Source organism: Stenotrophomonas sp. (assembly GCF_032066555.1).
In the GTDB taxonomy this organism is placed as follows: Bacteria; Pseudomonadota; Gammaproteobacteria; order Xanthomonadales; family Xanthomonadaceae; genus Stenotrophomonas.
The window spans coordinates 1-12,882 of record NZ_DAMBKV010000012.1 but is presented as its reverse complement, the minus strand read 5'-3'; the positions used below and the strand labels follow the sequence as shown (position 1 = coordinate 12,882).

The 12,882-nt window shown below is 63.3% G+C and carries 10 protein-coding genes; 3 read left to right on the top strand and 7 right to left on the bottom strand.

Going from position 1 to position 12,882, the window contains the following annotated elements:
- Positions 1–222: 222 nt before the first annotated feature.
- The 4 genes from proP to RT131_RS13875 all read right to left on the bottom strand — a co-directional run bounded on the left by proP (position 223) and on the right by RT131_RS13875 (position 4,746).
- Positions 223–1,752, bottom strand: a complete 1,530-nt coding sequence (proP, locus tag RT131_RS13890; protein ID WP_313173396.1) for a glycine betaine/L-proline transporter ProP — start codon at positions 1,750–1,752, stop codon at positions 223–225.
- Between the two features lie 301 nt (positions 1,753–2,053).
- On the bottom strand, positions 2,054–2,491 hold the full coding sequence (locus RT131_RS13885) for a DUF2809 domain-containing protein (RefSeq protein ID WP_313173395.1): 438 nt from the start codon (positions 2,489–2,491) through the stop codon (positions 2,054–2,056).
- Positions 2,475–3,029, bottom strand: a complete 555-nt coding sequence (locus RT131_RS13880; RefSeq protein ID WP_313173394.1) for a DUF3228 family protein — start codon at positions 3,027–3,029, stop codon at positions 2,475–2,477. The genes RT131_RS13885 and RT131_RS13880 overlap by 17 nt, the downstream gene beginning before the upstream one ends.
- 103 nt (positions 3,030–3,132) lie before the next feature.
- On the bottom strand, positions 3,133–4,746 hold the full coding sequence (locus RT131_RS13875; RefSeq protein WP_313173393.1) for an APC family permease: 1,614 nt from the start codon (positions 4,744–4,746) through the stop codon (positions 3,133–3,135).
- 500 nt (positions 4,747–5,246) lie between these two features.
- Between RT131_RS13875 and RT131_RS13870 the strand changes: the two genes are divergently transcribed.
- The 3 genes from RT131_RS13870 to RT131_RS13860 all read left to right on the top strand — a co-directional run bounded on the left by RT131_RS13870 (position 5,247) and on the right by RT131_RS13860 (position 7,602).
- Complete coding sequence (locus tag RT131_RS13870) at positions 5,247–5,999, top strand: hypothetical protein (RefSeq protein WP_313173392.1); 753 nt, start codon at positions 5,247–5,249, stop codon at positions 5,997–5,999.
- A 99-nt stretch (positions 6,000–6,098) separates the two neighbouring features.
- On the top strand, positions 6,099–6,929 hold the full coding sequence (metF, locus tag RT131_RS13865; RefSeq protein ID WP_313173391.1) for a methylenetetrahydrofolate reductase [NAD(P)H]: 831 nt from the start codon (positions 6,099–6,101) through the stop codon (positions 6,927–6,929).
- A 46-nt stretch (positions 6,930–6,975) separates the two neighbouring features.
- Positions 6,976–7,602 carry a DUF4124 domain-containing protein gene (locus RT131_RS13860; protein ID WP_313173390.1) on the top strand — a complete coding sequence of 209 codons (627 nt, stop codon included), beginning with the start codon at positions 6,976–6,978 and terminating at the stop codon, positions 7,600–7,602.
- A gap of 26 nt (positions 7,603–7,628) precedes the next feature.
- Here RT131_RS13860 and RT131_RS13855 read toward each other — a convergent pair whose 3' ends face one another.
- The 3 genes from RT131_RS13855 to RT131_RS13845 all read right to left on the bottom strand — a co-directional run.
- Positions 7,629–8,573, bottom strand: coding sequence for a Nudix family hydrolase (locus RT131_RS13855; protein ID WP_313173389.1), 945 nt, complete (start codon positions 8,571–8,573; stop codon positions 7,629–7,631).
- A gap of 693 nt (positions 8,574–9,266) precedes the next feature.
- A complete protein-coding gene (gene secA, locus RT131_RS13850) occupies positions 9,267–11,978 on the bottom strand; it encodes a preprotein translocase subunit SecA (protein ID WP_313173388.1) in 2,712 nt (903 codons plus the stop codon).
- 180 nt (positions 11,979–12,158) lie between these two features.
- A partial coding sequence (locus tag RT131_RS13845; protein ID WP_313173387.1) for a M23 family metallopeptidase occupies positions 12,159–12,882 on the bottom strand: 724 nt, incomplete at its 5' end.

Genomic DNA, 12,882 nt, shown 5'->3' with positions numbered 1-12,882 from the left:
GCTTTCCTGGCAGGGCCCCAGCCGAGCATGGCTCGGCTCTACACGGGCAAAAGCCATCCCCTCCCCAACCCTCCCCTTCGCTGCGCGAAAGGGAGGGAGAAAAGCGGTAGTGCCGAGCCATGCTCGGCAAAAGCTTTCCTGGCAGGGCCCCAGCCGAGCATGGCTCGGCTCTACACGGGCAAAAGCCGCCCCCTGCACCTTCGGTGCAAGGGACGAGGCTGATCAGACCAGATCCGGATGACGGTCGATCAACGCCTGCTTGCGGCGTTCCAGGTCGGCAAGCTTGTCCTGCATGTCGTTGATCTCTACGTCCAGGTCATCAACGCTTGCTTCGATATGATCGTACTGCTCCTGCAGCAGCTCGCGCGCCTCGCGACGGCTTGATGCATTCGGTGTATCGCCGCGCATCGGCTTGCTGGCCGTCTCGTGCATGAAGTAGGCGGTGATCAGGCCAATCACCGCAACCACCATCAGGTAGTACGCCGGCATCATCAGATCACCGGTGGTCTCCACCAACCAGGCCGCAAGTGTCGGGGTCACGCCGGCGATGATCACCGAGATGTTGAACGCGCTGGCCAACGCGCTGTAACGCACGCGGGTGGGGAACATCGCCGGCAAAGTGGAAGCCATCACCCCGATCAGGCAGTTCAGCAACACGGCCAACAACAACAGGCCAACGAAGATCCAACCGGTGTTGCCGCTGGTAATGAGATGAAACGCCGGGATCGCGGCGACCAGCAGACCGATGCTGCCTGCAGCGATGAATGGCCGGCGCCCGATACGGTCACTGGCCATGCCGACGAACGGCTGCACGAACAACATGCCCACCATCACCACGATGATGATCAGCACGCCGTGGTCCTCGGAGTAATGCAGGTTGTGCGACAGGTAGGTGGGCATGTAGGTCAGCAACATGTAGTAGGTCACGTTGGTGACCAGCACGATGCCGACGCAGATCAGCAGCGAACGCCAGTACTTGCTGACGATTTCCTTGAAGGATATCCGTGGCGCGCTGCCGACGGCATCCTGGTCCTCCTTCTCCATGCGCTCCAGCTGCTCGGTGAAGGCCGGGGTTTCTTCCGCCGCGTGGCGCAGGTACAGGCCGATCAAGCCCAGCGGTGCGGCGAGGAAGAACGGAATCCGCCAGCCCCACTCCAGGAACCGCGCTTCGCCCACGATGCTGCTGAGCAACACCACCACGCCGGCACCGGAGACAAACCCAATGATCGAACCGAAGTCCAACCAGCTGCTCAGAAAGCCGCGGCGCCTGTCCGGCGCAAACTCGGCCACGAACACCGCGGCACCGGTGTACTCACCACCAACGGAGAAGCCCTGCGCCAACTTGCATAGCAGCAACAGGATGGGCGCGAGTATGCCGATGCTCTCGTACGACGGAATCAGGCCGATGCAGAAGGTACTGACCGCCATCAGGATGATGGTTGCCGACAGCACCTTCTGCCGGCCGAATTTGTCCCCCATGACCCCAAAGAACACGCCGCCCAGCGGACGCACCAGGAACGGCACCGAGAATGTCGCCAACGCAGCGATGGTCTGCACGCTGGGCGAGGCCTCGGGAAAGAACACCTTGCCCAGGGCATAGGCGACAAAACCGTACACACCAAAATCGAACCACTCCATCGCGTTACCCAACGCGGCGGCAGTGACTGCTTTCTTTACTTTTGCCTTATCGATGACGGTGATGTCCTCGATTTGAAGCGGCTCATTGCGGATAGTGGATTCACCTGTAGACATGACAGGACCAGTCCTCCCGTTACTGAGTTGATTGCACGCTTGGCCTTGGCTTGCATGAGTTCGCGCAGGCCGTGATGCGCACGAAGGAATGCCCCGCGACAAAGCCACGGGAACGGTCAGGGACAGAAAAAACCGGGATCATCCCGGTAAGGCGTAGTGCCGGCTGTCCGAGCATCAACAGACAGGGCGCCTGTGCGTAATCGCTGAAAGATGCTTAGCCGGCGTATTTTACGCGAACAGCTGTTAAGGCTTGTTAAAGACGCGTGCACGGTGATCCGTGCAGAAAGCAAAAACGTTGAGTTCAGCGATGAATGCGCAAAAATCCACGCGTTAGACGCACGATGAGACCTGTTGCCGCGCACCCTGCCGCATAGCAGGCGATATCGCCCCATGAAAAAGTATTGCCGATCACCGTGTACATCACGTCGCCACGTACGTAGCCAAGACGTTCGGCGACACGGAAATACTGGGCGAACTCGATGCCGCAGGCGAACACGAACACCACCCACAGAACCAGGTAGTCGTTGATGCGCAGCAGGCTACGGATCATTGCGTAGAGCAACACCACAACAAGAACATCGCCAAGATAAGCACGCACCCAGGACACATGCGGCAGACGCGTGGCGATGAACACCTCCATCACGAACACCAGCATCGCCAGCAGCAGATGCCAGCGACTGATGGCAACGATGCCTTTTCTTTCCGCAGCGCTGCGTAGCGAATCAGCGCCAGTTTGCATTGGCGCCCCAGAACTCCACCGCACGCGCGTAGGCCGCACGGTCAATCGGCACACCAGACCCGCCTTCTTCAACCCCCAATGCATTGCGCATCATGGTGATCGGCGCCATCGGGATCTCTTCGGCAGTGGCGGTATACAGACAGCCCACCACGCCCCAATCGGCATCGATCGGCGAACCTTCTTTCTGCAGCTGCTCGCGGCTATAGAGGATGACCACCAGATACTCGGCCACCGCCGGTTCCACACCCTCGAACCAACGCACCAGCACCGGCAGCTCCTCGCGGCTGCGCGCCTCGTAGCCGGAACGCAGCAGGTGCCGATTCTGCTCGGTGACCGGTACGGTCAGGCAGCGGGTGCTGGTCCAGTTCCTGTAGACATGCAGCTTGCAGAACGGCGCATAGCCATCGAGCACCTTGTCGGCAGCATGCGCATTCAAGTACTGCTCGAATTCCTCAGCGCTGCAGTCCTGGATGGTGTTGGCGCGTGGCGTGCGCGGGAACAAGCGGGTACGTGCAAACGGCGTCAAGTAGATGGACATCATCGCTTCCAACAAAGGATGGCGACATTGTCGGCGATCAGCACGTAGACCGGAACCATCGCCTCCCGACACCTGCGCAAGCAGCGGGCATTCGCTGCCTGGCTCAGGCGTGCGCTTGCGCCTCGTGCTCGGCGACATCCATCGAAGGGGTGCGCCAGCCGGAGTTGACGCCCCATAGATAGAACACGACGCCGATCACCGCCACCAGCAGCAGATCCCAGCCGTAACCGAGGTAACCGGCACCGCCAAACGCCGTACTGCCTGCCCACGACACCAGCGCCAGCAGCGGCAGGTAGCAGATCAGCCATAGCGCGCCTTTCAGCTGGCGGCGGAAATCATGCCAACCAATCTTGCGCTGGTCATACACGTAGATGGGCAGTGCTACCACCATCAGCAGGATGATCTCGCCGGTCAGTGGCCAGCGCGCCCAGTACAACAGCTCGGTAGCCATCACGAAGGCCACGCCCGCCAGTATCGGCAGCGCGACCACCCGCAACGGGCGATGCAGGCTGGGTGCGGTGCGGCGCAGCGACATCACGCTGATCGGACCGGTCATGTACGAAATGACGGTGGCCACCGAGATCACCGCCGCCAGCGTGCCCCAGCCGCGGAAGAAGAACAGGAACAGGAACGACACCGCCAGGTTCAACCACATCGCCGGGCGCGGTACGCCCCAACGCGGATGGATGTTGCCCAACACCCTGGGGGCCGTTCCGTTCTGCTGCATGCCGTAGATCATGCGCGCGGTGGTGGCGGTATACGTCATGCCGGTGCCGCTGGGGCTGACAAAGGCATCCACGTACAACAGCATTGCCAGCCAATGCAGGTTGAGGATCAAGGCCAACTGGGCAAACGGTGAACGGAAGTCGATGCCATGCCAACCGTGCTCGGCCAGCATCTGGCTGGGTACCGCGCCGATGTAGGCCACCTGCAGCAGCACATAGATCACTGCCGCCAGCAGGATCGAGCCAACTACCGCGAACGGAATGCTGCGGCCGGGGTTGCGCGCTTCACCCGCCAGATTCACCGGGCTCTGGAAGCCATTGAAGCTGAAAACAATGCCAGCAGTAGCAATAGCGGTGAGGATGGCGGAGAAGTCCAGGGTCGGCGTACCCGGCCCCTTCAACCCAACCGAGAAGTTTTCGGCATGGAACCCGCTGGCGATCAGGGCCACACCGGTCAACGTCGGCACGATCAGCTTGAACAGGGTGATGGCGCTGTTGGAGTGTGCGAACAGCTTGACGCTCCAGAAGTTGATCAGGAAATAGACGACCACCAGCACTGCGGCGATCAGCAGGCCGGCATGGCTGAGCTCCCCCATTCCGCCTGGCTGTTGCACATACATGTCCTGCGCCCATTGCCAGGGCCACGATGCCATGTACTGCACCGAGGCTTCGGCCTCGACCGGAATCACCGAGACGATGGCGATCCAGTTGGCCCAGGCAGCGATGAAGCCGACCAGCGAACCGTGCGAGTAATGGCTGTAGCGCACCATGCCACCGGACTCGGGAAACATCGCGCCCAGCTCTGCGTAGGTCAGGGCGATGGTGAGGATGATGGCCGCACCCAGTACCCATGCCCAGATCGCACCGGGCCCGGCCAGGCCGGCGGCGCGCCAGGCGCCAAACAACCACCCTGAGCCAATGATCGAGCCCAGGCCGGTGAGCATCAGGGCGATGGGGCCGACGTCGCGGCGGATGGCGCTGGATGCAGTCATGGTGGTTTTCCGGTTGCAGCGTCGCCGGGATGGCGTTGGCGCTCGATGATCGCAAACCGGACGTTAAGCCGGGCGTGGTTCTTGCTGGTTGGGTGTTGCTGCCAGAACCGGCATGGCCGCAGGATAGTTTCCGTTCACTGAGATGCCGAAAGCGGCAAATGCCTTGCCCCCTCCCTTGCGCCGAAGGCGCAGGGGAGGGTTGGGGAGGGGGGCTCTGCGCAGGAAGCTCAACCTGCAAATGGTTCTGGCTTGGTGCTTCTGATTCTGCGCTCAAGCGAAGTGCCGGAGGCCAAAAGCCAAGAGCAACACCTAGCAGCAAAAGCACCCCTCCCCAACCCTCCCCTTGCCTGCGGCAAAGGGAGGGGGCCAACCCCGCAGCCCTCACTAGCGGCGAACGGCTGCGCGCCGCAATGAACTCCACGCTCAACGAACACATGGCTACGACGCAACTCCGACAACCGCCCACCGACAGTGGCTGCACTCCCGCGTAGATGACTGCCATGTCGCCGACCGAATCACTCAGCAAAGTCCCCGCCATCACGCTGGGCTTCTGGATCATCAAGATCCTTGCCACCACCCTGGGCGAGGTCGGCGGGGATGCCGTCACCATGTCGATGGACCTCGGCTACCTTGTCGGCACGCTGTTGTTCGCCACGGTGTTCGCGGTGGCGGTGTTCGTCCAGATCCGCTCGCCCCGCTTCCGGCCCTGGGTGTACTGGTTCGCCATCATCGCCAGCACCACCGTCGGCACCACCCTGGCTGACTACGTCGACCGTTCGCTGGGCATCGGCTATAGCGGTGGCACCACGCTGCTGCTCGCCTTGTTGTTGAGCACGCTGTTCGTCTGGCAGCGCAGCACCGGCAGTATCTCGGTCAGCCGGATCAACTCCTCGCGCAGCGAACTGTTCTACTGGCTGACCATCACCTTCTCGCAAACCCTGGGCACGGCATTGGGCGACTGGGCCGCGGATACCCAAGGGCTTGGCTATACCGGCGGCATCGCCGTGTTTGCCGGGCTGCTGGCGCTGGTTGCGGTGCTGTACTTGCGCACCCGTATCTCCCGCACCGCGCTGTTCTGGTCAGCTTTCATCCTGACCCGCCCACTGGGCGCAGTAGTCGGCGACTTCCTCGACAAGCCCCTGGATCATGGCGGCCTTGCCCTGAGCCGGTATGTGGGCAGCAGCGTGCTGCTGCTGGCCATCGTGACCTGCATCGCCCTGCTGCCACAGCGCCCCGCCAGCCAGGCGCACTGAAAATCCCGCGGCTGCCCAAGTCTCGCCTGAAACAATTGCATATCCATCTTGATGGAGAGATATAATGGCCCGCATCCCGTCAGACCCCGGCCGCTCCCGATGACCGCGCTCAGCTTCGAGTTCTACCCGCCCAAGACCGATGACCAGCGTGCCCAGCTGGACCGTACCGCCGCCAAGCTCAAAGGCCATGCGCCGGAATACGTATCGTGCACCTTCGGTGCGGGTGGCTCGACGCTGAGTTACACCTCCGAGACCGTGCGCCACCTCAACCAGCACCATGGCCTGCAGGCAGCCCCCCATCTGTCCTGCGTCGGCGGTACCCGCGAGGAGATCCGCGAGCTGCTGAAGCTGTATCGCGCCATCGGGGTGAAGCGCATCGTCGCCCTGCGCGGTGACCTGCCTTCGGGCATGGGCTTCCCCGGGGACCTGCGTTATGCCTCCGAGCTCATCGCCTTCATTCGTGCAGAGCATGGCGATGCCTTCCGCATCGAGGTGGGCGCCTATCCGGAGACCCACCCGCAAGCCAGCGACGCGCTGAGCGACCTGCGCCATTTCAAGGCCAAGATCGATGCCGGTGCCGACGCCGCCATCACCCAGTATTTCTACAACGCCGACGCTTACTTCCACTTCGTCGACGCAGCGCGGCAGCTTGGCGTGGAAGTTCCGATCATTCCCGGCGTCATGCCGATCTCCAACTTCAGCCAGTTGCGTCGTTTTTCCGAGCAATGCGGGGCCGAGATCCCGCGCTGGGTCAGCAAGCGCATGCAGGCGTATGGTGACGATGCCGAATCGGTGCGCAGCTTCGGCGCCGACGTGGTTGCCGGCCTGTGCGAACGTCTGATCGCAGGCGGTGCACCCTCGCTGCATTTCTACACGCTCAACCTGGCCAAGCCGACCAATGCGGTGCTGGAGCGGCTCGGTCGCGGCTGAGCATCCATCACTTCCTGCGCGCCCGGGCAACCGCTACCCTTGGCCGATGCGCCTGCTGTTACTCCTGTTGCTGACCTGCCCTGCCTTGGCGGCGTTCGACGCGCCTGCACAGCAGATCAACCGCTGTACCAACGCACAGGGACAAACCGTTTACGGTGACAAGCCCTGCGACGCCATGGGGGCACGCGCCCGCCTGTTGCCCAATACGCGTGCGCTGGGCAGCAGTGGCCTGTACCGCGACAGCTGTGCGCGCCGGCTCAGCGAGCTGGTCGCACAGATCCAGTCCGCCGCCGATGCACGCGACCCCAATCGCCTGTCAGGCATTTATCTGTGGAACGGCCTCTCAAACGCAGCCGCGACCCGGGTCATGGACAGGCTGGATGAGATCGTGCAGCGGCCGCTGATCGACATCGCGCCGGTATTCCCCGAGGAACCAGCCTATGTTCCCGCGCCCACCGAACCGTTCACCTATACCGACGGCACGCCGGTGGATCCTGCGCAGGCCGCCAGCAGCGGCGCCGATCCGGAGGTACACGTGATCACCAATGTCCGCACCGGCCCGCGTCGACCGATTGCCCTGCGCCTGGAGCAGACCTTGCCGCGCAGCGCCACGCCGACCCGGACCATCCTGCATCTGCGCCGCCAATACAATTGTTTCTGGATCACGCTGTAAGCGGCTTGCCCGCTGCCGTCATCTGCTCAGCACGACGGCCATAGCGCGCGAATCGCGGCAACGCCAAGTGCCCCATGCCGGCGCGCGGTTTCGACATCGCCAGCGCCCATCCCGCCAATCGCATAGATCGGCAGTGAGACCTGCTCGCGCAGCTCCACGAATGCATCCCAGCCCAGGCCCGCAACGCCTGGATGGCTGGCCGTGGGCTGCACCGGCCCAAGCACCGCGAAGTCACAACCCAACCGCTGTGCTGCCTGCAGTTGAGCCAGGTCGTGGCAGGATGCCGCCACCAGCAACGACTCCGGCAAGGGCCGCGCCTGCAGCTGCAGCACCTGCTCGCTGCCCAGATGCACACCAACACCCAGTTCACTGGCCAGGGCGATGTCGCGATTGACCAGCACCTCGACCTGCTTGCCAAAGCGCTCGACCACGGCCTTGGCCAATGCCTGACGCTGTGCTGCCATCGGCGTACGCAGCTGCACGCGCCGGATGCCACCGGCGATGGCGGCCTCGATCGACGCCAACCAGGCCTCGTCGCCGTCGGTGGGCTCCGGGGTGATCAGGTACTGGCCCGGCTGGCGCAGCGCCGCCACCACCGGCAGATCGGCCGGCGGCATCGAGTAGCGCGAGAGTTTGTCCGGCGCCACCCAGGTGATGGCCTGGCCTTCACGGCCACGCGCGGTGCCTTTCCAATGCTGCACGCGGCGCACTTCCAGGCGCAGGCGCTTGTCCGGGTAGATCTGTGGAACGTCCATTACCCATTCGCCTACCTCGGCCTCGATCCCCAGTTCCTCGCGCAATTCGCGGATCAGGGCCTGTTCCGAGGTCTCACCGGGTTCGCGCTTGCCACCGGGAAACTCCCATAGGCCAGCCATGTCGCTGTCGCCGGTGCGGCGGTTGAGCAGGATGCGACCGCGCGCGTCGGTGATGACGGCGGCCACGACGTGGATCGAGCGTGAAGGGGATGTCATGGACTGAGCATGCCGAAAACAGGCCGGTCGGTGCAATCGTTCGATGCGGTGCAGCCATACCGGAACGGCGCCATTTTGCAGGAGCGGCGTCAGCCGCGAAGCTGGCGCACCATCAGAGTGCAGAGATGGCCGGCCTGGCCGGGAACCCGGCTTCGCGGCTGACGCCGCTCCTACAAAAGCCAGGCTGACTGTAGTGCCGAGCCATGCTCGGCAGGGGCCCCACCGGCGATGCATCGGACAGGTCATCGGCTTCGCGGCTTACGCCGCTCCTACATGGTGATCACCTGTAGTGCCGAGCCATGCTCGGCAAGGGCCTCACCGGCGATGCATCGGACAGGTCATCGGCTTCGCGGCTTACGCCGCTCCTACAAAAACCAGGCTGACTGTAGTGCCGAGCCACGCTCGGCAGGGGCCTCACCGGCGATGCATCGGACAGGGGATCGGCTTCGCGGCTTACGCCGCTCCTGCAAAAGCCAGGCTGACGGTAGTGCCGAGCCATGCTCGGCAGGGGCCTCACCGGCGATGCATCGGACAGGGCATCGGCTTCGTGGCTTACGCCGCTCCTGCAAATCCAGGCTGACGGTAGTGCCGAGCCATGCTCGGCAGGGGCCTTACCGGTGAAGCCCCTGCCGAGCATGGCTCGGCACTACAGGGGCAATGCCAAAAAAAGCCCCGCAATCGCGGGGCTTTTCATCAGTTCAGTTGGCCGTGGCAGTGCTTGTACTTCTTGCCACTGCCGCACGGACAGGGGTCGTTGCGGCCGACCTTGGGCGCGTTGGCCTCGTCGAGCACGTCCGCCGCTTCCTCGTCGGCACTGTAGCCGCCGTTGTCCTGGTGCTGGAACTGCGACATCTGCAGACGTGCTTCGGCCTGCTGGCGCTCCAGCTGCTCCATCGCCAGTACTTCTTCCTCGCTGCGCACGCGCACACGCGACAGCATGGTGATCACTTCGCGCTTGACGTTCTCCAGCATTTCCGAGAACAGCTCGAAGGCTTCCTTCTTGTATTCCTGCTTGGGCTGCTTCTGCGCATAACCGCGCAGGTAGATGCCCTGGCGCAGGTAATCCATGCGGGCCAGGTGCTCCTTCCAGCTCTGGTCGAGCACGGTCAGCATCACGTGCTTTTCCAGTGCGCGCATGGTCTCGGCACCAACCGCTGCTTCCTTCTGCGCGAAGTGCTCGTCCATGCGGTCGATGACCTTCTGCACGATCGCCTCGGCGTCCAGTTCCTCGTGCGCCTTGACCAGGCCAACCACGTCCATCTCCACGCCGAACTCGCCTTCCAGCGTGGCCTGCAGGCCCTGCAGGTCCCACTGTTCGTCCACCGAGTTCGGCGGCACGAAACGGGAGACCAGGTCATAGATCACGTCGCCGCGGATGCCGTCGATATTTTCCTTCACCGACTCGGCGTCCAGCAGCTCATCGCGCTGGCCGTAGATCACCTTGCGCTGGTCGTTGTTGACGTCGTCGAAGTCGAGCAGGTTCTTGCGGATGTCGAAGTTGTGCGCTTCAACCTTGCGCTGTGCCTTCTCGATCTGCCGGCTGACCATGCGGTCTTCGATGACGTCGTCTTCCTTCATGCCCATCATGCGCATCGCCTTCTGCACCCAGTCAGAGGCGAAGATGCGCATCAGGTTGTCTTCCAGCGACAGGTAGAAACGGGACGAACCCGGGTCACCCTGACGGCCGGAACGGCCGCGCAGCTGGTTGTCGATACGACGCGATTCGTGGCGCTCGGTGCCGACGATGTGCAGGCCGCCAGCCGCCTTGACGGCTTCGTGACGTTCCTGCCATGCCGCCTTCACTGCGGCCTTCTGCTCCTCGCTGATGTCTTCACCCAGCTCGTGCAGTTCGGTTTCCAGCGAGCCGCCGAGCACGATGTCGGTACCACGGCCGGCCATGTTGGTGGCGATGGTGACCGAGCCCGGACGGCCAGCATTGGCGACGATGGTCGCTTCGCGATCATGCTGCTTGGCGTTGAGCACTTCGTGCTTCACGCCCGCCTTGCGCAGGTGCTCGGACAGCATTTCCGAGGTTTCGATCGAGGTCGTACCCACCAGCACCGGCTGGCCGCGCTTGGCGCATTCCTCGATGTCCGCCAGCACCGCGTTGAACTTGCCCTTGCGGTTGAGGAACACCTGGTCCGGGTAATCCTTGCGCACGGTCGGCTTGTTGGTCGGGATGACCAACACTTCCAGGCCGTAGATGCTCTGGAACTCGAACGCTTCGGTATCGGCCGTACCGGTCATGCCGGACAGCTTCTTGTACATGCGGAACAGGTTCTGGAAGGTGATGCTGGCCAGCGTCTGGTTCTCACGCTGGACCGGCACGCCTTCCTTCGCTTCCACCGCCTGGTGCAGGCCGTCGGACCAGCGGCGGCCGGCCAGGGTACGGCCGGTGAATTCGTCGACGATGACCACTTCGCCATCGCGCACGATGTAGTCCACGTCACGCTGGTAGATGGCGTGCGCACGCAGGGCGGCGTTGAGGTGGTGGACGACGGTCAGGTTCTGCGCGGCGTACAGGCCGTTGTCGTTGTCCGCGCCGATGATGCCGGCTTCGCGCAGCAACTCTTCGGCGTGTTCCATGCCGGCTTCGGACAGGAACACCTGCTTGCCCTTCTCATCGACCCAATAGTCGCCCTCGCCGTCCTCGACCTCCTGCTTGATCAGACCCGGCACCACGCGGTTGACACGGATGTACAGCTCGGGGGAATCATCGGCCGGACCGGAGATGATCAGCGGGGTACGCGCTTCATCGATCAGGATGGAGTCGACTTCGTCGACGATGGCGTAATGCAGGCCGCGCTGGTAACGGTCGGCGCGGGTCAGCGCCATGTTGTCACGCAGGTAATCGAAGCCGAATTCGTTGTTGGTGCCGTAGGTGATGTCGCTGCCGTAGGCTTCGCGCTTGTCGCTGTGCGGCATGCCCGGATAGACCACGCCGACACTCAGGCCCAGCCAGTTGTAGAGCTTGCCCATCTGCGCAGCGTCGCGACGGGCCAGGTAGTCGTTGACCGTGACCACGTGGACGCCCTTGCCTTCCAGCGCGTTGAGGTAGACCGGCAGCGTAGCCACCAGGGTCTTGCCTTCACCGGTACGCATTTCGGCGATCTTGCCCAGATGCAGGACCATGCCGCCGATCAGCTGGACGTCGTAATGACGCATGCCCAGCACACGCCTGGAGGCTTCGCGGCAGACCGCAAAGGCTTCCGGCAGCACCTTGTCCAGGGCTTCGCCGGCGGCGATGCGCTCACGGAACTCGGGGGTCTTGGCCTTCAGCTGGTCATCGGAGAGCTTCTGCATCTCCGGTTCCAAGGCATTGATCTTGGCGACGATACGGTTGAGCTGGCGAAGCTGGCGCTCGTTACGGCTGCCAAAAACGCGGGTAAGCAGGCTGTTGATCATTGAAGGAACCGGTTTGAATGAAATGCCGTGCGACCTGGCTCACCCCCTGGGTTCACCGGTCACAAACGAAACAGGGCGCAATGCGCCCTGTCGATGGCAACGCCTATTGTAGCTTGGGGCGGACGCTTGGGTTTCAAGCTCCCCGCAACAAGTCAGCCTGAGCTGACCTGTTGCTCCCGATCAGCCACGGCTGAGACGGCCAACCGGGGTGTTACCACCCTCGCCGAGGAATTTGCGCGGGTTCATCACCACGCCGTTCTGCCACACCTCGAAATGCACGTGGGCACCGGTGGAGCGGCCGGTGGAACCAGCCTTGGCCACTTCCTGGCCGGCGCGTACCAGCCCGCCCTCACGCACGGTCAGGCGCGAATTATGTGCGTACAGGGTCTTGTAGCCGTTGCCATGGTCGATCTCGACCACGTTGCCGTAACCGCCCTTCACCCCGGAGAAGCTGACCACGCCGTCAGCCACGGCCAGCACCGGGTCGCCGACACGGGCGTGGAAGTCCATGCCCTTGTGGTTGCCCACGCCGCGGCCGAACGGGTCAGCACGGCCGCCGAAGCTGGAAGTGATGTAGGTGTTGCGGATCGGCATGCGCGAGGGCACGGCGTTCTGCTCGAGCTGGTGGTCGAACAGCAGCGATTCCATCACCGACAACTGCTTGCCTGAAGCAGCAAACCGCTGCTCCAGCACCTGTAAGTCGCTGTTTACCGCGCTGACCGGGATATCCTGGGTCGGGCCAGGCTCGCCTTCACCCATACCCGGGGTTTCCTGGAAGTCGAACTCGCCGTCTTCCAGCTTGCCCATCTGGGTCAGGCGCTCACCCAGGGCGTTGAGCCGGGTGGCCTGCGCCTGCAGCTCGCCGAGGCGGGCAGCCAGCGCGTTGACCTGGGTCTGCGCATCG